27 protein-coding genes are annotated in these 23,854 nt (G+C 68.5%); 15 read left to right on the top strand and 12 right to left on the bottom strand.

Annotated elements, in window-relative coordinates; genetic code table 11:
- Positions 1 to 4 precede the first annotated feature (4 nt).
- Positions 5 to 1,078, top strand: a complete 1,074-nt coding sequence (hisC, locus tag ACNQFN_RS05325) for a histidinol-phosphate transaminase (protein ID WP_068636977.1) — start codon at positions 5 to 7, stop codon at positions 1,076 to 1,078.
- A gap of 44 nt (positions 1,079 to 1,122) precedes the next feature.
- Here the strand turns inward: hisC and hisD are convergent, their stop codons facing one another.
- Entirely contained in the window at positions 1,123 to 2,430 is a 1,308-nt protein-coding gene (hisD, locus tag ACNQFN_RS05320; RefSeq protein ID WP_068636978.1) for a histidinol dehydrogenase, read from the bottom strand.
- A gap of 10 nt (positions 2,431 to 2,440) precedes the next feature.
- Positions 2,441 to 3,085, bottom strand: coding sequence for an ATP phosphoribosyltransferase (hisG, locus tag ACNQFN_RS05315; RefSeq protein ID WP_068637000.1), 645 nt, complete (start codon positions 3,083 to 3,085; stop codon positions 2,441 to 2,443).
- A gap of 174 nt (positions 3,086 to 3,259) precedes the next feature.
- Between hisG and rnk the strand changes: the two genes are divergently transcribed.
- Positions 3,260 to 3,667 carry a nucleoside diphosphate kinase regulator gene (gene rnk / locus ACNQFN_RS05310; protein WP_068637001.1) on the top strand — a complete coding sequence of 136 codons (408 nt, stop codon included), beginning with the start codon at positions 3,260 to 3,262 and terminating at the stop codon, positions 3,665 to 3,667.
- Positions 3,668 to 3,764: 97 nt separating this feature from the next.
- Here the strand turns inward: rnk and murA are convergent, their stop codons facing one another.
- From murA to ACNQFN_RS05260, 10 genes are read right to left on the bottom strand one after another with little or no spacing between them, the layout of a single operon-like run.
- Positions 3,765 to 5,015: a UDP-N-acetylglucosamine 1-carboxyvinyltransferase gene (murA, locus tag ACNQFN_RS05305; RefSeq protein WP_418648202.1), complete on the bottom strand. Its 1,251-nt coding sequence runs from the start codon at positions 5,013 to 5,015 to the stop codon at positions 3,765 to 3,767.
- A 7-nt stretch (positions 5,016 to 5,022) separates the two neighbouring features.
- A complete protein-coding gene (locus ACNQFN_RS05300; protein WP_068636980.1) occupies positions 5,023 to 5,280 on the bottom strand; it encodes a BolA family protein in 258 nt (85 codons plus the stop codon).
- A gap of 10 nt (positions 5,281 to 5,290) precedes the next feature.
- Positions 5,291 to 6,064: an ABC transporter permease gene (locus ACNQFN_RS05295; RefSeq protein WP_068637002.1), complete on the bottom strand. Its 774-nt coding sequence runs from the start codon at positions 6,062 to 6,064 to the stop codon at positions 5,291 to 5,293.
- A 37-nt stretch (positions 6,065 to 6,101) separates the two neighbouring features.
- Positions 6,102 to 6,998, bottom strand: a complete 897-nt coding sequence (locus ACNQFN_RS05290; protein ID WP_068636981.1) for an ABC transporter ATP-binding protein — start codon at positions 6,996 to 6,998, stop codon at positions 6,102 to 6,104.
- Complete coding sequence (locus ACNQFN_RS05285; RefSeq protein WP_418648201.1) at positions 6,995 to 7,288, bottom strand: STAS domain-containing protein; 294 nt, start codon at positions 7,286 to 7,288, stop codon at positions 6,995 to 6,997. Before ACNQFN_RS05285 ends, ACNQFN_RS05290 begins: the two co-directional genes overlap by 4 nt.
- Entirely contained in the window at positions 7,285 to 7,920 is a 636-nt protein-coding gene (locus ACNQFN_RS05280; RefSeq protein WP_068636983.1) for an MlaC/ttg2D family ABC transporter substrate-binding protein, read from the bottom strand. Before ACNQFN_RS05280 ends, ACNQFN_RS05285 begins: the two co-directional genes overlap by 4 nt.
- Positions 7,921 to 7,974: 54 nt before the next feature.
- Complete coding sequence (locus ACNQFN_RS05275; protein WP_083953597.1) at positions 7,975 to 8,709, bottom strand: VacJ family lipoprotein; 735 nt, start codon at positions 8,707 to 8,709, stop codon at positions 7,975 to 7,977.
- A gap of 33 nt (positions 8,710 to 8,742) precedes the next feature.
- A complete protein-coding gene (gene mlaD, locus ACNQFN_RS05270) occupies positions 8,743 to 9,210 on the bottom strand; it encodes an outer membrane lipid asymmetry maintenance protein MlaD (RefSeq protein WP_068637003.1) in 468 nt (155 codons plus the stop codon).
- A 2-nt stretch (positions 9,211 to 9,212) separates the two neighbouring features.
- Entirely contained in the window at positions 9,213 to 10,013 is an 801-nt protein-coding gene (mlaE, locus tag ACNQFN_RS05265; RefSeq protein WP_068636984.1) for a lipid asymmetry maintenance ABC transporter permease subunit MlaE, read from the bottom strand.
- Complete coding sequence (locus ACNQFN_RS05260) at positions 10,010 to 10,864, bottom strand: ABC transporter ATP-binding protein (protein ID WP_068636985.1); 855 nt, start codon at positions 10,862 to 10,864, stop codon at positions 10,010 to 10,012. Before ACNQFN_RS05260 ends, mlaE begins: the two co-directional genes overlap by 4 nt.
- 285 nt (positions 10,865 to 11,149) lie before the next feature.
- On the opposite strand from ACNQFN_RS05260, the gene ACNQFN_RS05255 reads away from it, so the two are divergent.
- The 13 genes from ACNQFN_RS05255 to ACNQFN_RS05195 all read left to right on the top strand — a co-directional run bounded on the left by ACNQFN_RS05255 (position 11,150) and on the right by ACNQFN_RS05195 (position 23,847).
- A complete protein-coding gene (locus ACNQFN_RS05255) occupies positions 11,150 to 12,703 on the top strand; it encodes a secretin N-terminal domain-containing protein (protein WP_418648200.1) in 1,554 nt (517 codons plus the stop codon).
- Positions 12,700 to 14,415: a GspE/PulE family protein gene (locus ACNQFN_RS05250; RefSeq protein WP_418648199.1), complete on the top strand. Its 1,716-nt coding sequence runs from the start codon at positions 12,700 to 12,702 to the stop codon at positions 14,413 to 14,415. Before ACNQFN_RS05255 ends, ACNQFN_RS05250 begins: the two co-directional genes overlap by 4 nt.
- Positions 14,412 to 15,611 (top strand): type II secretion system F family protein, encoded by a 1,200-nt coding sequence (locus ACNQFN_RS05245; protein WP_418648198.1) that lies wholly within the window; start codon positions 14,412 to 14,414, stop codon positions 15,609 to 15,611. Before ACNQFN_RS05250 ends, ACNQFN_RS05245 begins: the two co-directional genes overlap by 4 nt.
- Before the next feature lie 13 nt (positions 15,612 to 15,624).
- A complete protein-coding gene (locus ACNQFN_RS05240; protein WP_418648197.1) occupies positions 15,625 to 17,037 on the top strand; it encodes a hypothetical protein in 1,413 nt (470 codons plus the stop codon).
- Between the two features lie 5 nt (positions 17,038 to 17,042).
- Complete coding sequence (locus ACNQFN_RS05235) at positions 17,043 to 17,633, top strand: hypothetical protein (RefSeq protein ID WP_418648196.1); 591 nt, start codon at positions 17,043 to 17,045, stop codon at positions 17,631 to 17,633.
- Positions 17,630 to 18,118, top strand: a complete 489-nt coding sequence (locus ACNQFN_RS05230; RefSeq protein ID WP_418648195.1) for a hypothetical protein — start codon at positions 17,630 to 17,632, stop codon at positions 18,116 to 18,118. Before ACNQFN_RS05235 ends, ACNQFN_RS05230 begins: the two co-directional genes overlap by 4 nt.
- On the top strand, positions 18,115 to 19,335 hold the full coding sequence (locus ACNQFN_RS05225) for a hypothetical protein (protein WP_418648194.1): 1,221 nt from the start codon (positions 18,115 to 18,117) through the stop codon (positions 19,333 to 19,335). The genes ACNQFN_RS05230 and ACNQFN_RS05225 overlap by 4 nt, the downstream gene beginning before the upstream one ends.
- On the top strand, positions 19,323 to 20,036 hold the full coding sequence (locus ACNQFN_RS05220) for a type II secretion system protein (RefSeq protein WP_418648193.1): 714 nt from the start codon (positions 19,323 to 19,325) through the stop codon (positions 20,034 to 20,036). The genes ACNQFN_RS05225 and ACNQFN_RS05220 overlap by 13 nt, the downstream gene beginning before the upstream one ends.
- Before the next feature lie 85 nt (positions 20,037 to 20,121).
- Complete coding sequence (locus ACNQFN_RS05215; RefSeq protein ID WP_068636994.1) at positions 20,122 to 20,760, top strand: prepilin-type N-terminal cleavage/methylation domain-containing protein; 639 nt, start codon at positions 20,122 to 20,124, stop codon at positions 20,758 to 20,760.
- Positions 20,761 to 20,928: 168 nt separating this feature from the next.
- Positions 20,929 to 21,909, top strand: coding sequence for a KpsF/GutQ family sugar-phosphate isomerase (locus ACNQFN_RS05210; protein ID WP_418648192.1), 981 nt, complete (start codon positions 20,929 to 20,931; stop codon positions 21,907 to 21,909).
- A complete protein-coding gene (gene lptC / locus ACNQFN_RS05205; protein WP_068639238.1) occupies positions 21,910 to 22,488 on the top strand; it encodes an LPS export ABC transporter periplasmic protein LptC in 579 nt (192 codons plus the stop codon).
- Positions 22,485 to 23,036 (top strand): lipopolysaccharide transport periplasmic protein LptA, encoded by a 552-nt coding sequence (gene lptA / locus ACNQFN_RS05200; RefSeq protein WP_068639239.1) that lies wholly within the window; start codon positions 22,485 to 22,487, stop codon positions 23,034 to 23,036. The genes lptC and lptA overlap by 4 nt, the downstream gene beginning before the upstream one ends.
- Positions 23,037 to 23,070: 34 nt before the next feature.
- Positions 23,071 to 23,847: an enoyl-CoA hydratase gene (locus ACNQFN_RS05195; RefSeq protein ID WP_068639240.1), complete on the top strand. Its 777-nt coding sequence runs from the start codon at positions 23,071 to 23,073 to the stop codon at positions 23,845 to 23,847.
- Positions 23,848 to 23,854 lie beyond the last annotated feature (7 nt).

Raw genomic sequence — 23,854 nt, 5'->3', positions numbered from 1 at the left:
GAACATGAGCCGCTTCTGGAGCGCCGTCGTCCACGGCCTGACCCCCTACGTTCCGGGCGAACAGCCCAAGCTCGACAAGCTGGTCAAGCTCAACACCAACGAACACCCCTACGGCCCCTCGCCCAGGGCGCTGGCCGCGATCCGCGCCGCCACCGACGACAGCCTGCGGCTCTACCCGGACCCGAACGCCGACGCGCTGAAGGCTGCGCTGGCCCGCCGCCACGGCCTGCAGCCGCAGCAGATATTCGTCGGCAACGGCTCGGACGAGGTGCTGGCGCACGCCTTCATGGCGCTGCTGAAGCAGGACCGGCCGCTGTGGTTTCCGGACATCACCTACAGCTTCTACCCGGTGTATTGCGGCCTGTACGGCATCGGGCAGCGCGTGGTGCCGCTGGCCGACGACTTCTCGATCCGTGTCGAAGATTACCTTCCGCAGGGCGGCGAACGGCCGGGCGCGATCATCTTCCCCAACCCCAACGCCCCCACCGGCCGCCTGCTGAGCCTGACCGACGTCGAGCGCATCGTCGCCGGCAACCCGTACGCCGTGGTGCTGGTGGATGAGGCCTACATCGACTTCGGCGGCGACAGCGCGATCACGCTGGTCGACAAGTACCCCAACCTGCTGGTCGTGCACACCTTCTCCAAGAGCCGCTCGCTCGCCGGCCTGCGCGTCGGCTTCGCCGCCGGCCACGCCGAGCTGATCGAGGGCCTGGAGCGGGTCAAGAACAGCTTCAACTCCTATCCGCTCGACCGCCTGGCGCTGGCCGGCGCGGTGGCGTCGGTGGAGGACGAGGCGTTCTTCCAGGAAAGCTGCCGCAAGGTGATCGCGACCCGCGAAACGCTGGTCGGCCGGATGCGGGCCCTGGGCTTCGAGGTGCTGCCCTCGGCGGCAAACTTCATCTTCGCCCGCCATCCGCAGCGCGACGGCGCCGAACTGGCCGCCGAACTGCGCAAGCGCGCAATCATCGTGCGCCACTTCAAGGCGCCACGCATCGATCAGTTCCTGCGCATCACGGTGGGGACGGACGAGCAGTGCGCCATCCTGATCGAAGCCCTGAGGGAAATCCTCGGGCGTTGAGAAATGGCACCGCCACCATCGGTCATGGATGGTGGCGGACAGCATCAGACCTTCAGGCGCATCTCCGCCGAGCGTGCATGGGCCTGCAAGCCCTCGCCATGCGCCAGGATGGACGCGACCTTGCCCAGGTGCTGGGCGCCGGCCTGGGAGATGTTGACGATGCTGGTGCGCTTCTGGAAGTCGTAGGTGCCCAGCGGCGACGAGAAGCGCGCGCTGCGCATCGTCGGCAGCACGTGGTTCGGCCCGGCGCAGTAGTCGCCCAGCGCCTCCACCGCCCAGTGGCCGACGAAGATCGCACCGGCGTGGCGGATGTGGTCGATCCAGGCTTCGGCATCCTCCAGCGACAGCTCGAGGTGCTCGGGCGCGATGCGGTTGCCCAGCGCGCAGGCCTGCTCGATGCTGTCGACGCGGATCAGCGCGCCGCGGTTGGCCAGCGACTTGGCGATGGTCTCGCGCCGCGGCATCGTCGGCAGCAGGCGGTCGATCGCGTCATGCACGGCATCGATGAAACCCGCATCGGTGCACAGCAGGATGGACTGCGCCAGTTCGTCGTGCTCGGCCTGCGCGAACAGGTCCATCGCCACCCAATCGGCGTGGCCGGAGCCGTCGGCGATGATCAGCACTTCGGACGGCCCCGCCACCATGTCGATGCCGACGGTGCCGAACACCCGGCGCTTGGCTTCGGCGACGTAGGCGTTGCCCGGGCCGACGATCTTGTCGACCTGCGGGAGGGTCTGCGTGCCGTAGGCCAGCGCCGCCACCGCCTGCGCGCCGCCGATGGTGAACACCCGGTCGACGCCGGTGATCGCCGCCGCCGCCAGCACCAGCGGGTTCTTCTCGCCGCGCGGCGTCGGCACGACCATGATCAGCTCGCCGACGCCGGCAACCTTGGCCGGGATCGCGTTCATCAGCACCGAGCTCGGGTAGGACGCCCGCCCGCCCGGCACGTAGAGGCCGACGCGGTCGAGCGGCGTGACCTTCTGCCCCAGGCGGGTGCCGTCGGCTTCTTCGAACTCCCAGGACTCGCCCTTCTGGCGTTCGTGGTAGATGCGCACGCGGTCGGCAGCGACGGTCAGCGCCTCGCGCTGGGCCGACGACAGGCCGTCGAGCGCGGCGTGCAGCTCGGCTTTCGGCAGTTCCAGCGCCGCCATCGAATTCACCTCGAGGCCATCGAAGCGGCGGGTGTATTCGACCACCGCGGCGTCGCCGGTGGTGCGCACCGCACGCAGGATCTCGGTCACCGCGCCGTCGATGCGCTCGTCGGCCTCGGCCTCGAAGGCCAGCAGGGCGTCCAGCGTGGACAGGAATTCGGGCTCGCGCACGTCGAGGCGGCGGATGGGCGTCTGGCTCATGATCGGTTCCTCAGGGCTTGATCGCGCCGGCGAAGGCATCGAGCACCGGCTGCAGCAGTTCGCGCTTGAGCTTCAGCGAGGCCTGGTTGACGATCAGGCGCGAACTGATCGGCATGATGTCCTCGACCTCTTCGAGGTTGTTGGCGCGCAGCGTGCCGCCGGTGGACACCAGGTCGACGATCGCATCGGCCAGCCCGACCAGCGGCGCCAGTTCCATCGAACCGTAGAGCTTGATCAGGTCGACGTGCATGCCCTTGCCGGCGAAGTGCGCCTTGGCGGCATTGATGTACTTGGTGGCGACGCGGATGCGCCCGCCGGGCCGGGTGGCAGCAGCGTAGTCGAAGCCTTTCTGCACCGCCACGCACAGGCGGCAGCGGGCGATGTCGAGGTCCAGCGGCTGGTACAGGCCCGCCCCACCATGCTCGAGCAGGACGTCCTTGCCGGCGATGCCGAGGTCGGCCGCACCGTACTGCACGTAGGTCGGCGTGTCGGTGGCACGCACGATGACCAGGCGCACGTCCGGCCGGTTGGTGCCGATGATGAGCTTGCGCGAGGATTCGGGGTTGTCGGTCGGCACGATGCCGGCGGCCGCGAGCAGCGGCAGCGTCTCTTCGAAGATGCGCCCCTTGGACAGGGCGAGCGTGATGCTGGACACGTGAAAAGCCTTGGTCGAACGGGCCGACATTGTAACCCGGCACCGCTTCTGTTAACCTTCGTCCGACTGGGCACACCCAATGGGCTGAACTGCGAGCGGCAGTTCGGCCTTTTCTTTTGCATGTCCGCGCGCTCCGCAAGGTCTTCCGCGCAGGACATCACGCAGGACGACATCATGAAGCCGCCAATCATCGTTTCCAGCAGCGACCTCGAACGCCTCGAGGGCCTGCTGACCCTCCCCGCCTTCCGCAGCCGCAGCGACCTCGACGGCCTGCGCGAAGAGCTCGAACGGGCCGACGTGCGCGAACCCGAGGAGATGCCGGCCGACGTCATCACGATGAACAGCCGCGCCCGCTTCCTCGAAGAAGGCACCGGCCGCGAATACGAGCTGACGCTGGCCTACCCCAAGGACGCCAACGCCGAAGCGCGCCGGGTATCGATCTTCTCGCCGGCCGGCAGCGCCCTGCTCGGACTGGCCACCGGCCAGTCGATCGACTGGACCACGCCGGACGGCAAGGAACTGCACCTGAAGGTGCTGGAAGTGACCTGGCAGCCCGAAGCCAACGGCCAGTTCGATCTCTGAGCGATCCTTGAACGCGATCTCCGAGCGCTCTCCAGGTTCCGCGGCCTCCGGGCACCCCGTGGGCGGCGTCTGATCGCCGCTGCAGGCGCCTGCCCGTTCAGGCCAGGCGCCGCACCTTGGCACCGAGCGCGGCCAGCTTCGCCTCCAGCCGTTCGTAGCCGCGGTCGAGATGATAGATGCGCTCGATCACCGTCTCGCCCTCGGCCACCAGGCCGGCCACCACCAGGCTGGCCGAAGCACGCAGGTCGGTCGCCATCACGGTCGCGCCCTGCAGCCTGTCCACGCCCTGGACGACGGCGGTGTTGCCGTCGATGCGGATGTCCGCGCCCAGGCGCTGAAGCTCGACCGCGTGCATGAAGCGGTTTTCGAAGATGGTCTCGCGGATCATCGCGACGCCCTTGGCGACGCAGTTGATCGCCATGAACTGGGCCTGCATGTCGGTCGGGAAAGCTGGATACGGCGCGGTGCGCAGGCTGACGGCATTGAGCCGGGCCGGCGCATCGAGGCGGATCGCATCGCGCTCGGCAAGGATCTCGCAGCCCGCATCCATCAGCTTGTCGATGACGGCATCCAGGTAGCTCGAACTGGTGCCGGTCAGCCGCACCGAGCCGCCGGTGGCTGCGGCGGCGCACAGGTAGGTGCCGGTCTCGATGCGGTCGGGCATGATGCGATGGTTCGCGCCATGCAGGCGGTCTACACCGCGAATCCGGATGACATCCGAACCGGCGCCCGACACGCGCGCGCCCATCGACACCAGGCAGTTCGCCAGATCGACGATTTCGGGTTCGCGCGCAGCGTTCTCGATCACGGTTTCGCCGTCGGCCAGCACGGCAGCCATCATCAGGTTCTCGGTGCCGGTCACGGTGACCATGTCGGTGAACAGGCGCGCGCCCTTCAGCCGCGGTACCTTGGCATGGACGTAGCCATGCTCGACCTTCACCTCCGCCCCCATCGCCTGCAGGCCCTTGATGTGCTGGTCCACCGGACGGGCGCCGATCGCACAGCCGCCGGGCAGCGACACCCGCGCCTCGCCGCAGCGGGCCACCAGCGGGCCGAGCACGAGGATCGACGCCCGCATGGTCTTGACCATCTCGTAGGGTGCGACCGGATTGTTCAAGCCCGACGCGTCGAGCGTGACGCTGTCGCCTTCGCGCGCCACCTTGACCCCCATCTGCGCCAGCAGCGCCAGCAGGGTGCCGATGTCCTTCAGCTGCGGCACGTTGGTGAAGGTCACCGGTTCGGCCGTCAGCAGCGCCGCGCACAGGATGGGCAGCGCGGCGTTCTTGGCACCGGAAATGGCGACTTCGCCCGACAGGCGGCTGCCGCCTTCGATCAGCAGTTTGTCCATCGCGGCCTCACATGCCCAGTTCGCCACGGCCCTCTTCCCATTGCGCAGGAGTGAAGGTCTGCAGCTGCAGCGCATGGATCTCGTTGCCCATCAGGCGGCCGAGCGTGGCATACACCGCCTGGTGCTGACGCACGCGCGGCTTGCCCTCGAAGGCCGGGCTGACGACGATGCCGGTGAAATGCACCCCGTCGTCGCCTTCGATGGCGACGAATTCGCAGGGCATGCCCTGTTCGATCAGGCGCTTGATTTCGCTAGCTTCAAACATGATTCATCCTTTAGGAGCGCAGCTTGTAGCCCCGTGCGAGCAGAGCCAGGGTCAAGGCCGCGAGCAATACGAAACAGCCGGACACCACCGCGAGCGACAGCCAGGGCGAAGTGTCCGACTGGCCGAAAAAGCCATGACGGAACCCGTCGATCATGAAGAAAAACGGGTTGAAATGCGATACATCCTGCCAGAAGTGCGGCAGCGAATGGATCGAGTAGAACACACCGGACAGCATCGTCAGCGGCAGGATCAGGAAGTTCTGGAAAGCGGCGAGCTGGTCGAACTTGTCGGCCCAGATACCGGCGATGACGCCGAAGGAGCCCAGGATCGCCCCACCCATCACGGCGAACGCCAGCACCCACAACGGACTGGCCATGCTCAGTTCGACGAAGGGCATCGCCACCAGCAGCACGGCGGCACCGACGAACAGCCCGCGCAGCGTCGCGGCGATGACGTAGGCGGCATAGAACTCGCGATAGGACAGCGGCGGCAGCAGCACGAAGATGATGTTGCCGGTGATCTTGCTCTGGATCAGCGAGGACGAGCTGTTGGCGAAGGCGTTCTGCAGCACCGACATCATCACCAGGCCGGGCACCAGGAAGCTGGTGTAGGCAACGTCGCCATACACGGTGACGTGGCGGTCGAGCACGTGCGAGAAGATCAGCAGGAACAGCAGCGCGTTGAGTACCGGCGCGGCGACAGTCTGGAAAGCCACTTTCCAGAAGCGCAGCACTTCCTTGTACAGCAGGGTACGAAAACCCGTCAGCGGCGCATCGGCGGCCATCGGCTCGATACGCGGCGGCGTCGCGCCACGGCGCGTTTCAGGCACGGTGCATGACCTCCACGAAGACTCTTTCGAGATCCGGCTCGCCCAGTTGGATCTCGCGCAGCCCGGCACCGGCCTCGCGCAGGCGCGCCAGCAGCGCCTCGAGCTTGTCGTAGCCCTCGAAGGCGAACTCCACCCAGCCGTCCTCGACCGCCATGCCGCCGAGCGCGACGGCCGCCTCGGCCCTGTCCACGCTGACGCGCAGGCTGTGGGTGGCGAAGCGGTGCAGCAGGTTCTCGGTGGTGTCGAGGGCGACGACCTTGCCGGCCTTGAGCATTGCGATGCGGCCGCAGAGCGTTTCCGCCTCTTCGAGATAATGCGTGGTCAGCACGATGGTGTGGCCGTCACGGTTGAGCTTGCGCACGAACTGCCACAGCCCCTGGCGCAGTTCGACGTCGACGCCGGCGGTAGGCTCGTCGAGCACGATCACCGGCGGCCGGTGCACCAGCGCCTGCGCCACCAGCACGCGCCGCTTCATGCCGCCGGACAGCATGCGCATGTTGGCGTCGGCCTTGTGCGTCAGGTCCAGGCTGGCAAGGATCTCGTCGATCCAGTCGTCGTTGCCGCGGATGCCGAAATAGCCCGACTGGATGCGCAGCAGCTCACGCACCGAGAAGAAGGGATCGAACACCAGTTCCTGCGGCACCACGCCGAGATTGCGCCGCGCATTGCGGTAGTCGCGCACGACGTCGTGGCCCATGATCTCGAGCGAACCGCCGTCGGGCCGTACCAGCCCGGCCAGCGCCGAGATCAGCGTGGTCTTGCCGGCACCGTTCGGCCCGAGCAGACCGAAGAATTCGCCCTGGCCGATTTCGAGATCGACGCCGCCCAGCGCCTTCAGCGTTCCGTACTGCTTGGTGACGGCGCTGACCCTGATGGCCGGCACCGTCATGCACCGTTCTCCAGCGGCAGCAGGGCGTCGATGTCGTAAAGCGCGGCAAGGCTGGCAAGCCCCGGCGGCAGGCTGCGCAGCACGATGTCGTGGCCTGCCTCGCGCGCGGTGCGCAGCCAGTCGAGGACCAGCGCCAGTGCCGCGGAATCGGCAGTCGGCACCGCCGCCATATCGACCACCAGGGCGCCGGCCTTGGCCAGCCGCCGCCCCTCTTCCAGCACCGACGCGGCGCTGTGCATGGTCAACGACCCCTGCGGCGCGAACACCGCCACCGCACCTGCATCGCTCATGAACGCTGCTGCTCCGCTTCGAGTGCGCGGTTCTTCGCTTCGAGCGACTTGATCAGACCGTCGATGCCGCCGCTGCGCACGTCCTGGGCGAAACTGCTGCGGTAGTTCGTGACCAGGCTGACACCGGCGACGATGACGTCGAACACTTTCCAGCCCGCATCGGATTTTTCCAGCATGTAGTCGATGCCGATCGGCTGGGCGCCGGTCTGGCGCACTTCGGTGCGGACCTGCACGCGCTTGTCGGCTTCGCCGAAGCGGGTCGGCTTGAACTCGATCGTCTGGTCGCGATACTGCGTCAGCGCATTGGAATACGTGCGCACCAGCAGGGTGCGGAAGGCATCGGTCAGGCGCGCCTGCTGCTCGGCCGACGCACTGCGCCAGTCGGGGCCGACCGCCAGCATGGTCATGCGGCGGAAATCGAAGTGCGGCAACACCTTGGCATCCACCAGCTCCCTGATCCGCTGCGGATCGCCGGCCTGGATGGACTTGTCGGCGCGCACGATCTCGAGCACCTCGTTGGTCACGTCGCGCACCAGCACGTCCGGCCCCTGCTGGGCGGCGGCCTGGGCCGCCGGCATCAGCCCGGCGACAAGAAAGCAGAACAGGATGAGTGGCTTGTTGAAGAAGTTCATGTCGCGTTTCCGTCTGGGGTTGCACACTGGCGGGACGATCGCCGCCGCGCCCGTTCAATCCTCGAAATCTTCGTACTCGCGCATCACGTTGCCATCCGAAACCTTGTAACGGCGTTGTTCAAGGTAGAAATCGCGGATATAGGCGTATTTGTCGATCGTCGCCTCATCCACCGCCCTGTCGGTGCCGAGGAAGGTCGAGCGAATGTGCGTGAAGCGCAATGCGATGTAACTGTTGCGCGTGGCCACGTGGTGGATCAGCCACGGATTCTCGCCTAGGAAATCGGCCGGCAGCGCCACTGCATCGCGCACGGTACGCGGCCCGAAGAAGGGCAGCACGACGTAGGCGCCCTCGCCCACGCCCCAACTGCCGAGCGTCTGGCCCAGATCCTCGTCATGCTTGGGCAAACCCATCGGCGTGGCGATGTCGATCAGGCCGATCAGGCCGAAAGTCGAGTTGAAGGCAAAGCGCATCAGGCCGGACAAGGCATCGGCCGGCTTGCCCTGCAACAAGCTGTTGATGGCGATCCAGGGGTCTTCGAGGTTGGCGATGAAGTTGCCGAAACCGGTCCGGGCGACGTCCGGCAGCACGAACTCGTAGGCCTGCGCCACCGGCTTGACGACCGCCTTGTCGACCTGCTCGTTGAAGCTGAACATCGCCCGGTTGTAGCCTTCGAGCGGATCGACCGGGTTGCCGGCCGTGGCACAGCCCCCGAGCAGCAGCGCCGACAGGGTGGCGACCGCCAGCGGTCGGCGCAGGGCGGCAGGAAGGTTGGGGATTCCGGCGTTCATGTCATCGTTCTCCAGCGAACTCCACGGCATTCCTCACTGCGCGGCCGGCTCGGCGGCCTTGTCGAACAGAAACTGGCCGATCAGCTTCTCGAGCACCACTGCGGACTGCGTGATCATCAGGCGATCGCCCTCCTTCAGCGGCTCGACGTCGGCGCCCGCTTCGAGGCCGACGTACTGCTCGCCGAGCAGGCCGGAAGTCAGGATCGACGCAGAGGTGTCGGCCGGAAACTCGAAGCGCTTGTCGATATCCAGCTGCACGACCGCACGATAGCTGTCGGTGTCGAAGCGGATGCCCTGCACGCGGCCGATCAGCACGCCGGCGCTCTTGACCGGTGCGCGCACCTTCAGCCCGCCGATATTGTCGAAAGCGGCTTCCACGCGATAGCTCTCGCTACCGTTGATGCCGGAAAAACTGCCGACCTTCATCGCCAGAAAGACTAGTGCGGCGAAGCCGATGGCAACGAAAATACCGACCCACAGGTCGAGTGCGGTGCGACTCATCATCAACCCCGGAACATGAAAGAGGTAAGCACGAAATCGAGCGCCAGGATGGCCAGCGCCGAGGTCACGACGGTGCGGGTGATCGCGCGTGACACGCCTTCGGCGGTGGGCTCGCAATCGTAACCCTCGAACACGGCGATCAGCGACACCACGGTACCGAAGACCATGGACTTGATGATTCCGTTCAGCACGTCGTAGTCGAACTCGACCGCCGCCTGCATCTGCGACCAGAAAGCGCCGTCATCGACGCCGATGACGACGACGGTGATCAGCCAGCCACCGAACACGCCCATCGCCGAGAACAGCGCAGCCAGCAGCGGCATCGACAGCACACCGCCCCAGAAGCGCGGCGCCACCACGCGCGCGATCGGGTTCACCGCCATCATGTCCATCGCCTTCAACTGCTCGGTGGTCTTCATCAGGCCGATCTCGGCGGTGATCGCCGACCCCGCGCGGCTGGCGAACAACAGCGCCGCGATCACCGGCCCCAGCTCGCGCAGCAGCGACAGCGCCACCATCACCCCCACCGCATCGGCCGAGCCGTAGCGCTGCAGGATGTCGTAGCCCTGCAGGCCGAGCACCAGACCGACGAACAGGCCGGACACGGTGATGATCAGCAGCGACAGCACGCCGCTGAAGTAAAGCTCCCGGATCGTCAGATGGATGCGGGTCAGCGACTGCCCCGAGGCCAGCAGCACCGCGAACATGAAACGGGTGGCGAAACCCAGCCGCCAGATGCCGTCTATCGTCAGCTTGCCGACGTGGCGCAGCCCGGCGGCAAGGCCGGCGAACAGGCCGTTCATGCGCTCCTCCCGCCCAGCAGACTGTCGATCGGCTGCGCCGGATAATGGAAAGGCACCGGGCCGTCGGCCTCGGCATTGACGAACTGGTGGACGAAGGGGTCCGCCGAGGCACGGATCTCGTCCGGCGTGCCTTGCGCGACGATGCGCCCGTCCGACACGAAGTAGATGTAGTCCACGATCTCCAGCGATTCATGCACGTCGTGCGTGACCATCACCGAGCTGGCGCCGAGCGCGTCGTTCAGGCGCCGGATCAACTGGCCGATGATGCCGAGCGAAATCGGATCCAGCCCGGCGAAAGGCTCGTCATACAGGATCAGCATCGGGTCGAGCGCCACCGCGCGTGCCAGCGCCACTCGCCGCGCCATGCCGCCCGACAGCTCGCCCGGCCGCAGCGAGGCCGCGCCGCGCAGCCCCACTGCCTGCAGTTTCATCAGCACCAGGTCGCGAATCATGGTCGGCGGCAGATCGGTGTGCTCACGCAGCGGGAAGGCGACGTTGTCGAACACGCTCATGTCGGTGAACAGCGCACCGAACTGGAACAACATGCCCATGCGCCGGCGCATCGCATAGAGCTCGGCCCTGCCGAGCTTGCCGACCTCATGGCCAGCGACTTCCACCGCACCCGAATTCGCCTTCAACTGGCCGCCGATCAGCCTCAGCAAGGTGGTTTTGCCACAACCGCTGCCGCCCATGATCGCCACCACCTGGCCGCGATGCACATCCAGATCGATGCCGCGCAGCACCGACCGTTCGCCATAGGCGAAACGGACGTCGCGGAGGGAAACGAGAGGCACATCGCGCTCGGCTGCAGGGGCCACGGAAGCAGATTCTTTTGTTCGGGAACCGGGCATTCTAACAGACGCCAACGCAGCTTCCCGGCAATTTGTCGCAATGCAACAGTCGATTAGCCCATGCCGGCACAGCAGCCGGCATCCTGCGCCAGCCCCGGAAAATGTCATGCATGTATTTTCTTACGTCATAATTTAGTTTAGCATGAATGCATGAACCGCCGAGCCGCCCACACTCTCCCATCAGTGCCACTTGCATTCATCGTGCTACTGGGCGCATGTACGCAGCTCGGCGTTCACCAGACTCCGGCCGGCCACCTCTCCGCCCCGCTTCCGCCTCCATCGGCGGTGACCGCGGGCCTGCCGCCCGCAGTTGCCGAGCCTCAGCTCCCTGCGCCTGCCGAAACGCCGGCACCGGCCAGGCGGGAAAAGACCTATTCGATCTCGGTACACGACATTCCCGTCCACCAGTTGCTGCTCGCGATCGGCCGCGACGCCCGGCTCGATCTCGACCTGCACGGCGGCATCGACGGCCGCGTCACGCTCAACGCCGTCGACCAGCCGCTCGGCGAGATCCTCGCCCGCATCGCACGCCAGACCCCGATCCGCTACGAGATCGCCGGCAATCACCTCAGCGTGCGGCCGGACATGCCTTTCCTGCACAGCTACACGCTCGATTACGTCAACCTCAGCCGCAGCATGCGCGGCACCGTTGCCACCAGCACGCAGATCTCCACCAGTTCCAGCAGCGCAGGCAGCCATGGCGATGCCGCCGGCAACACTTCGGTGACCCAGATCGAAACCCGCTCGAGCAACGACTTCTGGCAATCGATCCAGGCCAACATCCGCGCCATCCTCGGCGACGGCGCAGGCGCTCCGTCCCGTTGCGCCGGCAAGGACGACTGCCACGACGGCGACATCATGGTCAACAGGGAGAGCGGCATCGTCATGGTGCGGGCCACGTCCCGCCAGCACGAGCAACTCGCCACCTTCATCGATCAGGTGCAGCGCGCCGCGCGCCGGCAGGTCATGATCGAAGCCACCATCGTCGAAGTCACGCTGGCCAACGGCTACGTCCAGGGCATCGACTGGAGCCGCCTCGGCCTGCCGGGCTGGAACATCAACCCGCGCAACAACGCCGGCAGCGGCGCGCCGACCCTGAGCTACGCTTCGGCCGACACCGACTTCAGGCTCGAACTGCTGGAGACCTTCGGCACCGTCAAGGTGTTGTCCAGCCCGCGCCTGTCGGTGCTGAACAATCAAACTGCAATGCTCAAGGTGGTCGAGGAATATGTGTACTTCCTCGTCGATGCGACCACCACCGAATACGGCGACAGCGAGCGCGAGAAAGTCACCGCGACGACGACGCCCCAGTCGGTGTCGGTCGGCATGGTGATGTCGGTCACGCCGCAGATCAGCGCCAACGGCGAGATCACGCTGAACGTACGCCCGACCATCTCCGGCATCTCCGGCTTCAGGGACGACCCCAATCCTTCGCTGCGCGACATCCCCAACCGCGTGCCGCAGATCCGCACCCGCGAGATCGAATCGATGCTGCGCCTGCGCAGCGGCGAGATCGCCGTGCTCGGCGGCCTGATGGAAGACCGCGTGGACCACGACACCGGCCGCATTCCGCTGCTGGGCGACATCCCGGTGCTGGGCGAGCTGTTCACCCGCCGCGACAACGCCGTGCGCCGCACCGAACTGCTGATCTTCCTGCGGCCGCTGCTGATCGACGATCCGAGCACCCGCGGCGACTACGCCGGCTATGCCAGCCAGCTTCCCGGGCCGGACTTCCTCGTTTCCCGGCCCTCGCCCGGCCTGCGCAACTTCCCGTCGATGCCGATGCGCCCGCTGCTGGTGCCGAGCCACGGCGGCAGTGAAACGGAGCACCGCCCATGAACGCCGCCCTGCCGATCGGCCAGCTCCTGCTCGACGCCCGCCTGATCGGCGCCGACCAGCTGCGCATCGCGCTGCACGAGCAGCAGCAGCGCAAACGCCCGCTCGGCCAGGTGCTGGTCGAACTCGGCTTCATCAGCGACACCGCGCTGCGCGACGCCCTCGCCGCCCATTGCGGCCACCCCAGCGTCGATCTCGCCAGCACGCTGGCCGACCCCGCCGCCCTGTCACTCGTCCCCCAGGCCCTTGCCAGGCGGCACAGGCTGTTGCCGCTGGAATACCGCGCCGCCGAGCGCACGCTGGTCGTCGCCATCGCCGACACCGACAACGTCATCGCCCTCGATCGCCTGCACGCCGAACTCGGCCCGGGCACCCGCCTCGAACTGCGGGTCGCCGCCGACGTGCAGCTCGAACGCGCCATCGAACGCCATTACGGCCAGGCCATCACCATCGACGACATCGTGCGCGAGATCGAGCAGCGCAGCGCCCGCCATGCCGCTGCAGGCAGCCGGGACGACGGCCCGGCCGTCGTCCGCCTGGTCGACGCGATGCTGGCCGAAGCCGTGGCCAACCGTGCCTCCGATCTCCATTTCGAACCCGAAGCCGGCTACCTGCGCATCCGCCAGCGCATCGACGGCACGCTGCGCCAGGTCCGCGCGCTGCACAAATCCTTCTGGCCCGAGCTGGCGGTACGCCTCAAGGTCATGGCCGGGCTCGACATCGCCGAATCGCGCAGCCCCCAGGACGGCCGCATCTCGCTGGCCGTCGCCGGGCGGCCGATCGACTTCCGCGTCGCCACCCAGCCCACGCTGCACGGCGAGAACATCGTGCTGCGCATCCTGGACCGCGAAAAAGGCATCGTCCCGCTCGATGCGCTCGGCCTCGGCGACATGCAGCGCAACACGCTCGACCGCATGCTGGCACGCCCGGAAGGGCTGATCCTCGTCACCGGCCCCACCGGCAGCGGCAAGACGACCACCTTGTATTCGGTCCTCAGCCACCTCAACACCGAAGCCGTCAACATCATGACGCTGGAAGACCCGGTGGAATACCCGCTCGCCCAGATCCGCCAGACCCCGATCGGCGACGCCAGCCGTCTCGGCTTTGCCGACGGCGTCCGCGCACTGCTGCGCCAGGACCCCGACATCCTGCTGATCGGCGAGATCCGCGACGCCGACACCGCGCAGATGGCCTTGCGCGCCGCGCTCACCGGCCATCAGGTGTTCGCCACGCTGCACGCCAACTCCGCGCTCGGCGCCATACCGCGCCTGCTCGACATCGGCCTGCGCGCCGACCTGCTGGCCGGCAACCTGTCGGGCATCATCGCCCAGCGCCTGGTGCGGCGGCTGTGCCCGCACTGCCGGATCGAAACCCCCGCGTCCCCTGCCGAATGCCGCCTGCTCGGCCTGCCTGCCGAACGGGCGCCGCGCTTGTTTGCCCCGTCCGGCTGCGCCGAATGCGACTTTCGCGGCTACCGCGGCCGCATCGCCATCATGGAATTGCTGTACATCGACGCGGAGCTCGACGAGCAGATCGGCGCCGGCGCCCGTCCCGGCGTGCTGCGCGCCCTCCTGCGTCGCCGCAGCCATGCCGGCCTCGCCGGCGACGGCCTGCGCCGGGTACTGGACGGCAGCACCTCGCTGGCCGAACTGGCCCGCGTCGTCGACCTCGGCAGCCTCACCTGCGATGCGGCCGAAGCGGAGCACGCCGCATGAAAACCTACAGCTACCGCGCGATGAGCACCGACGGCCGCCTGCTGCGCGGCAGGCTGGACGCGGCCGACCTCGCCGACCTGGAGCAGCGGCTGCGGGAACAAGGCCTCGCCTTCATCAACGGCGAAGCCAGGCCCGGCTTCGACCTGCCGCGCAGGCGCGTGCCGCGCCGGGAGCTGATCCACTTCTGCTTCCACCTCGAGCAATTGCTGGCGGCCGGCGTGCCGCCCTTCGAAAGCCTCGCCGCGCTGCGCGACGCCACCACCCATCCGCGCATGCGCACGGCGGTCGTCACACTGCTTGCCGACATCGAGCGCGGCCAGCCGCTGTCCGACGCCGCCGCCCACCAGCCGGGCGTGTTCCCACCCGCCACCGTCGCCCTGCTGCGCGCCGGCGAACAGGCAGGCCGCCTGCCCGAAACCATCCGCGACATCGGCGCCGCGCTCGAGCACGAAGACGAACTCGCCGCCTACGCCCGCCGCATCGCCATCTATCCGGCCATCGTCGCCAGCCTGATGCTGCTCGCCGTGGCCGTCGCCCTGGTCCATGTCGTACCCGAACTGGAGAAGCTGTTCCGCAGCAGCGGCCAGACCCTGCCGCTGCAGACCCGCCTGCTGATCGGCCTGTCGCACGCAGTGACGCAGGCCGGCTGGCTGCTGCCGGGCGGCATCGCCCTGGGGCTGGCCGGCATGCACGGGTTCCTGAGCCGTTCCGATGCCGCTCGCACCCGCCTGCACCATCTGCTGCTGCGACTCCCCGTCGTTGGCGAGATCCTGGGCAAGCTCGCCCTCGCGCGCTTCGCCAGCGTACTCGCGACGCTATACGCCGCCGGCATCACGATCATCGACGCCCTGCGCATCACCCGGGACATCACCGGCAACCTGGCCCTGCGCAAGGCCCTGCACACAGCCTCCGAGCGGATCGAGCAAGGTCACGCGGTATCGGCCGCCTTCGAAGCGACCGGCCTGTTCCCTCCCCTGGTCGAACGCATGCTCAGAGTGGGCGAACAGACGGGTGGCCTGGACCGCGCCCTCGGCAATGTCGCCACGCTCTACCGGCGCGACGTCGCCGACGCCACCGGCCGCCTGCAGGCTGCCATCGAGCCCTTGCTGACGCTGGCGATGGGCGCACTGCTGCTGTGGATCGCCAGCGCGGTGCTCGGCCCCATCTACGACATCATCACCCGCCTCCCGGCCTGACGCGGAGCCCGCCATGCCGAACACCATCCTGCTCCGCATCGACGCCCTCGGCCTCGAAGCATTCCAGGGCGGCGAAAGCCCGCCGGCCCGCCTCGCCAGCTTCGCCGCCGGCGAGCGGGACGCGTTCATCGACTGGCTTCGGCGCCAGCCCCGCAAGGCCCGCTACCGCATGCTGGTGGACCTGGCCGACGAATGCCACGAAACCGAAACCCTGCCGCGCACCCGCGGCGCCGACCGCCGCGCCCTGATCGGCCGCCGCCTCGCCGCCTGGTATCCGCAAGCCTGCTATGCCAGGGCCGACACCCTGGCCATCGACCGCAAGGCCAATACCGAGCAGATCCTGTTCAGCGGCCTCGCCCGGCCGGCCGGCGCCGATGTCTGGACGAAGGCCCTGCGCGATGCGGGATGCAGCTGCGAACGGCTGGTTCCGGCCAGTGAACTGATCGCCCACGCGCTGCCCGGCCCTGCGCGGCTGATCGTCAGCCATAGCCGCGCCGGCATGCGCCTGACGCTGGTCGCTGGACACACGGCACGGCTGTCACGCCTGGTGGAAAGCACTGGCCACCCCGGCAACGCGGAATGGCAGCACGAGATCGAGCGCACGCTGCAGTACGCGAACAAGCTGCAGCTGCAGGCAGGCGAAGCTGCCGCCGAACATTCCGGCGGGCATCTCCAGGTCGCCGTGCTCGCTGCCGGGTCGCCCCACGCGGCCGAAGCACAACCACACCCCCTCGATCCGACCGGGACCGATTCCACTCGGCCCAGCGCAGCCGCCACCGACAGCAGCGAATTGCTGCTGGCCTGGCTGTCGCGCGCTCCGCACAAGCTCGGCTGGCCCGGCCCCTCGCCGGACACGGCATTTCCGCTGCGCCACGCCCGCAAGCTGGCCTTCGGCGCCGGCGTGCTGCTGTTCGCCGGCGGCACCGGCATCGCCGCCATGCACTGGCAGACGGCGCAGAACGCCGAGGCAAGCCATGCCGCGCTGCAGCGTGAAACCGCCCGTCTGCAGCACGAACTGGCGGAGTTCACAGCCGCCCACGCCGGACTCGACGCGCCGCCCGCCCGGATCATCGGCACGATCCAGCAGGTCGCAAACGAAAGAGGCAGGGTCATCACGCCGCTGGACGTTCTTCGCCCGATCGCGGACGGCCTGGACCACGCGCCCGGACTTGCGTTGCAGACCCTGGAATGGTCGCCGGCCCCGGCAGGCGCCGAGCCTGCGCTCGCCCGCGTGAAGATGAAGCTCTCGCCCGATGCCGGCACGCTCCTGCAAAGCAGCATCAGCGCGCACGCAGCCATCGAAACCATCGTTGCCCATCTCGCCGGGCGCGGCGCACGGCTCATCGACACGCACACCGATGCCGGCGGCGATACGCACGTCGAACTGCTGCTGGCATCTCATCCCGCCCGGGTAGCGCCGCAATGAAAGCCATGCCGATCGCCGTCGACACCCGCAGCGTCGCCGCGCTGCTGCTTGCCGCAGTGCTTGCGGCGGGCGGCATCGGCGCTTTCGTCGCCTCGTCCGGCATGCGCGACGAAGCCTTGGCCAGACTGTCGGCAGCGCAGCGCCAGCACGCCCGTCTCGCCGCTGAACTGGACACGCTGCGACAGCAGCAGCCCGAGCTGGATGCCGCGCTCGAACACTGGAACGCCCTCGCCGCACTCGGCGTGATGCAGCCGCCCGCCCCCACCGCATGGGCCGCCCAGGCTGCCCGCAACCTCGAGCGGCAGGACATCGCCGGCAAGGAACTGCACTTCACGCCACCCCGGCCGGTGGCCGACGGGGCGGATCCGAACGCTCCGCGCATCCTCGTCCACAGCCTGGAGATCGACACCCCGCTGCAGCACGAAGGCCGGCTGCCGGCGCTGGTCTCCACGCTGGCCGCCGTTCCCGGCGCGCTCGTGCTGCCGCGAAACTGCACGCTGAGCCGTGTCGACCTCGGCACGGCCGGGCGCGTGCATGCCCACTGCCGGTTCGACTGGCTGACGATTTCGCTACCGTCCGGCACAAACACAAAATGATGCCGATCTGGACACCCGCCCGGCTTCGCCCCTCGCCGTGCGCATGTACCGCGCAGCGGCCACGGCGCGACCTGCTTGTGCTGCTCGCCTGCACGCTGGCGGCAACAGACCCCGGCATGGCGCATGCCCACGGCAATCCCCCGATGATCGTTCAGCCCGCCGATACCACCTTCGGCCGCCTGTTCTTCACGCCGGAAGAACGCCGCACACTGGATCAACCCCCGCCGCCGGCGCCTCCCCCCAAAGCCGCCATGCCGGCGAGCCCCCCGAGCGCGGCACCCCGGCGCATCGACGGTTTCCTGCGCCATTCGAGCGGCGAAACGACGCTATGGCTGGACGGCGTGCCCGGTCCGCTGCCGGCGAGCCTGCATGCCGCGCCCTTCCCGGCCCTGGAGCTGATCCCGGTGCACGCCCCCCACCAGCGCCTGCGCACCGGCGACAGCTGGCAGGCAGCATCGGACACACCCCCGGAGCGACCGGAATGAAGCCCACCCGCGTGGAAGCCGCCGGCCACGGCCTGGTCGCCGCCCTTGCGCTCGCCATCCTGCTCGGCGCCGGCGGGCTGCTCGCCCACGGCGAGCTCGAAACCCGCTTCCGCACCCGTGCCCAGGCCCGCAGCATCGCGGCGCTTTCGCAGGCGCGCGAAGCCCTGCTCGGCTATGCGATCAGCTATGACGAAAGCCACTCAGGCCAGGGCCAGGGCTACCTGCCCTGCCCCGACACCGGCAACACCGGCTCGACGGCGCTCGGTGCCTGCGGCCCCCGTGGCGCCGCCGCAAGCGGCCGGCTGCCATGGCGGACCCTGGCCCTGCCGCAACTGCTGGACGGCTGGGGCGAATGCCTGTGGTACGCGGTGTCCGGCAGCGTCAAGCACAACCCGAAGGCGCTCGCACTCAACTGGGACAGTCCGGGGCAGTTCAAACTGTGGCGCGGCGACGGCCGCAGCCTGCCTGCCGCTGCGCCGGACGGCCTTGCCATCGCGGTCGTGTTCGCCCCGGGGCCCGTACTCGACGGCCAGCATCGCCACAGCGACGGTCACGCCCCCTGCACGGCCGGCGAGTTCGGCGAATTCGTCGAAACGGGAAGCAGCCTGGCCTCCATCGCGGTGTCGGACATTCATCAGGGACAGGTCGGCAGCACCACGCGCAACGACCTGATCGCCTGGCTGGGCATCGACGACATCTACGATGCACTGCGCCGGCGCAGCGACTTCGCCTCCCGCATCGATCACATCGGCGAGACTGCCGCGCTGCATCTGGCCTCGCCGCTCAGCGACGCGGATTTCGTCGCCCGCCACCTGCACGAGACGCCGCATGGACGGCTGCTGACGGGCAGGCTCCCCACCGCGCCGGAGCTCGGGATCGCCGCTCCCGCCGGCACCGCCCACGACAACTGGCGCGATCAGTTCCACGTCGCCCTGTGCAAGGACGGCAGCGACTGCATCACCGTCATCGATCCGGACCTGCCGCGCACCGAAACCTGCCGTGCCGTGCTGCTGTTCGGCGGCGAGCGGATCCGCAGCGGCGACGGGCATCAGCGGCGCGGCACGGCGGCCGAACGGGCCGATGTCGCGCAATACCTCGAAGGCGACAACCCCCGTCATTTCGTGCTGGGCATCGCGGAATTCCACGGCACTGCCGAATTCCGCATCACCGACCCGCAGCGCCCCGCCAGCCAGGACGTCGTCCGATGTCTGAGCTGAACCCTCCCACCCGCTTCGCCGCCGCCATGCGCCCACCGCCCCTGTGCCGCCTGCGCGGCTTCACGCTGGCCGAACTCGCCGTCGTGCTGATCATCCTCGCGCTGCTGTCCGGCAGCATGCTGGTCCCGCTCGCCAGCCGCATCGAAGCCCGCGACCGCCAGGCGACGCTGGACCGCCTGCGCGACATCCAGCAGGCGCTGACCGGCTTCGCCATCATCCACGGCCGCCTGCCCTGCCCCAGCATCGAAGCGGACCCGGCTCACCCGGACTACGGCCAGGAAACGCCGCCGCCCTGCAACACCGCCGTCGAAGGCCTGCTGCCGTGGCGCACGCTGGGCATGCCCGCCACCGACCCCTGGGGCAGCACGCGCGCCAGCGCCGACGCCCCCTGGCAAGGCCACTGGCGCTACCGGGTCGACCGCAGCTTCGCCGACCAGCCCATCACTGCGGCGAGCGTGCCGGCCAGCAATCTCCAGATCCACGCGCACGACGGCCGCCGCATCACGGTCAGCGACTCCCAGGCCGTCGCGATCGTGTTCTCGACCGGCGCCAATCGCCGCGCCGACGGCCTCAACGCCACCTACTCCGCCACCGGCCCCGCCTACCAGGCCGGCGAACCGACCGCCGACTTCGACGACATCCTGATCTGGATCGGGCGTCCGCTGCTGATCGCCCGCCTTGCCCAAGCAGGCCGCCTGTGAGGCAGCACCGCTCGGCCCCGGACAGCCGGCCCCCGGATGGCCGGCCCCCCGCTTTTTCCACCCACGCAACAAGGAGGCAATACCGATGAAAACCCATCAACAAGGCTTCACCCTCGTGGAAATCGCCGTCGTCCTGCTGATCGTCGGCCTGCTGCTGGGCGGCGTGCTCAAGGGCCAGGAATTGATCGACAGCGCCAGGGTCAAGAATCTGGCCCAGGATTTCCGCAGCCTGCCGGCCCTGACCCACGCCTACCAGGATCGCTTCCGCGCGCTGCCGGGCGACGATGCCCGTGCCCGCCTGCACCTGTGCCCGAGCGGCGACGACTGCACCAGCGCGGGCAACGGCAACGGCACGATCGACGGCAACTGGGACGACGACACCGACAGCGACGCCTTCCGCTTCTGGCAGCACGTGCGCCTCGCCGGCCTCGCCACCGGCAGCAGCGACACCGGCAATGCCGGCTACCTGCCGCGCAACACGGTCGGCGGCCGTCTCGGCGTGCAGAGCGGCAGCCTGCTCGGCCTGCGCGGCAGCATCCTGACCTGCTCGGGCGGCATCCTGGGCAAGCTCGTGCGCCAGCTCGACCTGGCACTGGACGACGGCGATCCGGCGGCAGGCTCGATGCGGGCCGGCACCGACAGCGGCACCGGCTCGCTCACGCCGGTCTCCAGCGCGGCTCCGCTGGACGACGACACCAGCTATACCGTGTGCGCGAGCCTGTAGCCCCCGGCAGCGGGCATCCGTGCCGCAACGGCGCGCCCGGCCCGGGCTTCCGGGCGCGCCGCCACAGCCGTCGGGCGGCCCACCGACTGTTATACAATTGCGAGTCCCTGCCGGCGCGCCACCGTGCCGGCGGAATCCGCAACCGATCCAGGCCTCCCGATCCTTCCGATGACCTCAGCCGCCGACAGCCCCACGCTCGCGCTTGCCCGCCGCGTGCTCCGAATCGAAGCCGCCGCCGTCGCCGCGCTCGCCGACCGCCTCGGCACGGCATTCGAGCGCGCGGTCCAGCTCATCCTGCAGCGGCGCGGACGCGTCATCGTCACCGGCATCGGCAAGTCGGGGCACATCGCACGCAAGATCGCCGCCACGCTGGCCAGTACCGGCACCCCCGCCTACTTCGTCCATGCGGCCGAAGCCGCGCATGGCGACATGGGCATGATCACGCCCGAAGACGTCGTGATCGCATTGTCGAACTCGGGCACCAGCGAGGAAGTGCTGACCATCGTGCCGCTGGTCAAGCGCCAGGGCGCGCAACTGATCTCGATCACCGGCCGGCCGGAGTCGCCGCTGGCGCAGCAGGCCGACATCCATCTCGAGGCCATCGTCGCCGAGGAAGCCTGTCCGCTCAACCTCGCCCCGACAGCCAGCACCACCGCCGCGCTGGCGCTGGGCGACGCGCTGGCCGTGGCCCTGCTCGACGCGCGCGGCTTCGGCACCGACGACTTCGCCCGCTCCCATCCGGGCGGCGCCCTCGGCCGCCGGCTGCTGACCCACGTCGGCGACGTCATGCGCCCGGCCGAAGCCGTGCCGATGGTCGCAAGCGATGCGCCGCTGACCCAGGCCCTGCTGGCGATGACCGCAGGCGGCATGGGCATGACCGCGGTATGCGACGCGAATTCGCGCCCGATCGGCATCTTCACCGACGGCGACCTGCGCCGCGCACTGGAAAAGGGCTGCGACGTCCGCAGCACCAAGCTGACCGAGGTGATGACGCGCAGCCCGCGCTCGATCGGCCCGGAAGCCCTCGCCGCCGAAGCGGCGGAACTGATGGAGCGCATGCGGATCAGCCAGTTGCTGGTGCTGGACGCGGACGGCGGCCTCGTCGGCGCGCTCACCACCCACGACCTGATGCAGGCCAAGGTAATCTGAGTGGTCAACAGCTATCGCCTCTACCCCATCATCATGCTCGCGCTACTGGCCGGCGCCTCGGTGTGGCTGGAGCGCGTCACCCGCGTCGATGAACCTGCCGCCGAAGCCGCGGAGCAGACCGGGCCGGACTTCATCGCCGAGCACACCCGCGTGGTCGGCTATGGCGCGAACGGCGCGCAGCGCTACGAACTGTTCGCCGACCGCCTCAGCCACTTTCCGCAGGGCGACATCACCCGGCTCGACATGCCGCGCCTGCGCATGATCAACGAAGGCCGGGAAACGCACATCACCGCCCTGCATGCCGAAGTCTCGCCAGGCGGCGAACAGGTCGACATGCAGGGCGAGGTGCGCGTGCGCCGCCCTGCGGTGGCGGACGACCCCGCCCTGGCGCTCGATTCCGAGACCCTCACCGTATGGCCCGACACCCATCGGGCGCACACCGATTCGCCCGTGCAGCTGACGCGCGGCAGCACCCGCGCGGATGCGCAGGGCATGCGCGCCGACAACCTGTTCGGCACGCTCGAACTCATCGGCCAGGTACACGTCAACATGCCGCGCCGCCAAGGATCCGCTTCATGAACGCTCCGACCCTCCGCTCACTGGTTCCGCTGCTCTTCCTCGCCCTCGGCGCCGTCGCCCGGCCCGCGCTCGCCGAAAGCGCCGACCGCCAGCAGCCGGTCAACATCGAAGCCGACCGCATGACGGTCGACGACCGCAACAAGGTGCACGTGTTCGAGGGCAACGTCGTCCTGACCCAGGGCAGCCTGCTGATCAAGGGCGACAAGCTCGTCGTCACCCAGGACGCCGCCGGCTTCCAGAACGGTGTCGCCACCGCGGAAGGCAACAAGCTCGCCACTTTCCGCCAGAAGCGCGAAGGCACCAACGAATACGTCGATGGCGAAGCCGAGCGCATCGAGTACGACAGCCGCAACGAGAAGGCGCGGCTGTTCAATCGCGCACGCGTCACCAGCGGCGGCGACGAAGTCCGCGGCGCCTACATCGAGTATGACGCGATCACCGAGAACTACCTCGCCAAGAACGCGCCGGGCGGCAAGCCGAACGGCGACGGACGCGTGCGCGCGGTCATCCAGCCCAAGAACGACAGCAAGACGACCACACAGCCGTAAGCCGGCCGACCTCTTCCACCTGCCTGGAGACAGTATGAACCACGAACTCATCCTCACCGAAACCCGCGGCCGTGTCGGCCTGATCACCCTGAACCGGCCCAAGGCGCTGAATGCGCTGAACGACCAGGTGATGGACGAAATCAGCGCTGCGCTCGACGCCTTCGAGGCCGACGAAGGCATCGGCGCGATCGTCATCACCGGCTCCGACAGGGCTTTCGCCGCCGGTGCCGACATCGGCGCGATGGCGGACTACTCCTACATGGACGCCTACAAGGGCGACTACATCACGCGCAACTGGGAGCGCGTCAAGACCTGCCGCAAGCCGATCATCGCCGCGGTCGCCGGCTTTGCGCTGGGTGGCGGCTGCGAGCTGGCGATGACCTGCGACATCATCATCGCCGCCGACAGCGCCCGCTTCGGCCAGCCTGAAGTCAAGCTCGGCACCCTGCCCGGCGCCGGCGGCACCCAGCGCCTGCCGCGCGCAGTCGGCAAGGCCAAGGCGATGGATCTGTGCCTGACCGCGCGCTTCATGGATGCCGCCGAAGCCGAAAAGGCCGGCCTGGTGTCCCGCGTCGTTCCCGCCGACAAGCTGCTGGAAGAAGCCCTGACCGCCGCCGAAACCATCGCCAGCTTCTCGCTGCCCGTCGTCATGATGATCAAGGAGTCGGTCAACCGTGCCTTCGAGAGCAGCCTCGGCGAAGGCCTGCTGTTCGAGCGCCGCGTGTTCCATTCCTCCTTCGCGCTCAACGACCAGAAGGAAGGCATGGCCGCTTTCGTCGAGAAGCGCAAGCCCAGCTTCAGGCACGACTGAAGCCGTC

The organism is Thauera butanivorans (assembly GCF_048398245.1).
GTDB classification, from domain to species: Bacteria; Pseudomonadota; Gammaproteobacteria; order Burkholderiales; family Rhodocyclaceae; genus Thauera; species Thauera butanivorans.
The sequence above is the reverse complement of the archived record's forward strand: the minus strand, read 5'-3'. Positions and strand labels throughout refer to the sequence as shown.

Excerpts from the sequence above, each read along its gene's own strand:
- hisC (WP_068636977.1), top strand. The coding sequence starts at position 5 with ATGAGCCGCTTCTGGAGCGCCGTCGTCCACGGCCTGACCCCCTACGTT.
- hisD (WP_068636978.1), bottom strand. The coding sequence starts at position 2,430 with ATGAGCCAGACGCCCATCCGCCGCCTCGACGTGCGCGAGCCCGAATTC.
- rnk (WP_068637001.1), top strand. The coding sequence starts at position 3,260 with ATGAAGCCGCCAATCATCGTTTCCAGCAGCGACCTCGAACGCCTCGAG.
- murA (WP_418648202.1), bottom strand. The coding sequence starts at position 5,015 with ATGGACAAACTGCTGATCGAAGGCGGCAGCCGCCTGTCGGGCGAAGTC.
- ACNQFN_RS05300 (WP_068636980.1), bottom strand. The coding sequence starts at position 5,280 with ATGTTTGAAGCTAGCGAAATCAAGCGCCTGATCGAACAGGGCATGCCC.
- ACNQFN_RS05295 (WP_068637002.1), bottom strand. The coding sequence starts at position 6,064 with ATGGCCGCCGATGCGCCGCTGACGGGTTTTCGTACCCTGCTGTACAAG.
- ACNQFN_RS05290 (WP_068636981.1), bottom strand. The coding sequence starts at position 6,998 with ATGACGGTGCCGGCCATCAGGGTCAGCGCCGTCACCAAGCAGTACGGA.
- ACNQFN_RS05285 (WP_418648201.1), bottom strand. The coding sequence starts at position 7,288 with ATGAGCGATGCAGGTGCGGTGGCGGTGTTCGCGCCGCAGGGGTCGTTG.
- ACNQFN_RS05280 (WP_068636983.1), bottom strand. The coding sequence starts at position 7,920 with ATGAACTTCTTCAACAAGCCACTCATCCTGTTCTGCTTTCTTGTCGCC.
- ACNQFN_RS05275 (WP_083953597.1), bottom strand. The coding sequence starts at position 8,709 with ATGAACGCCGGAATCCCCAACCTTCCTGCCGCCCTGCGCCGACCGCTG.
- mlaD (WP_068637003.1), bottom strand. The coding sequence starts at position 9,210 with ATGAGTCGCACCGCACTCGACCTGTGGGTCGGTATTTTCGTTGCCATC.
- mlaE (WP_068636984.1), bottom strand. The coding sequence starts at position 10,013 with ATGAACGGCCTGTTCGCCGGCCTTGCCGCCGGGCTGCGCCACGTCGGC.
- ACNQFN_RS05260 (WP_068636985.1), bottom strand. The coding sequence starts at position 10,864 with ATGCCCGGTTCCCGAACAAAAGAATCTGCTTCCGTGGCCCCTGCAGCC.
- ACNQFN_RS05250 (WP_418648199.1), top strand. The coding sequence starts at position 12,700 with ATGAACGCCGCCCTGCCGATCGGCCAGCTCCTGCTCGACGCCCGCCTG.
- ACNQFN_RS05245 (WP_418648198.1), top strand. The coding sequence starts at position 14,412 with ATGAAAACCTACAGCTACCGCGCGATGAGCACCGACGGCCGCCTGCTG.
- ACNQFN_RS05240 (WP_418648197.1), top strand. The coding sequence starts at position 15,625 with ATGCCGAACACCATCCTGCTCCGCATCGACGCCCTCGGCCTCGAAGCA.
- ACNQFN_RS05235 (WP_418648196.1), top strand. The coding sequence starts at position 17,043 with ATGCCGATCGCCGTCGACACCCGCAGCGTCGCCGCGCTGCTGCTTGCC.
- ACNQFN_RS05230 (WP_418648195.1), top strand. The coding sequence starts at position 17,630 with ATGATGCCGATCTGGACACCCGCCCGGCTTCGCCCCTCGCCGTGCGCA.
- ACNQFN_RS05225 (WP_418648194.1), top strand. The coding sequence starts at position 18,115 with ATGAAGCCCACCCGCGTGGAAGCCGCCGGCCACGGCCTGGTCGCCGCC.
- ACNQFN_RS05220 (WP_418648193.1), top strand. The coding sequence starts at position 19,323 with ATGTCTGAGCTGAACCCTCCCACCCGCTTCGCCGCCGCCATGCGCCCA.
- ACNQFN_RS05215 (WP_068636994.1), top strand. The coding sequence starts at position 20,122 with ATGAAAACCCATCAACAAGGCTTCACCCTCGTGGAAATCGCCGTCGTC.
- ACNQFN_RS05210 (WP_418648192.1), top strand. The coding sequence starts at position 20,929 with ATGACCTCAGCCGCCGACAGCCCCACGCTCGCGCTTGCCCGCCGCGTG.
- lptA (WP_068639239.1), top strand. The coding sequence starts at position 22,485 with ATGAACGCTCCGACCCTCCGCTCACTGGTTCCGCTGCTCTTCCTCGCC.
- ACNQFN_RS05195 (WP_068639240.1), top strand. The coding sequence starts at position 23,071 with ATGAACCACGAACTCATCCTCACCGAAACCCGCGGCCGTGTCGGCCTG.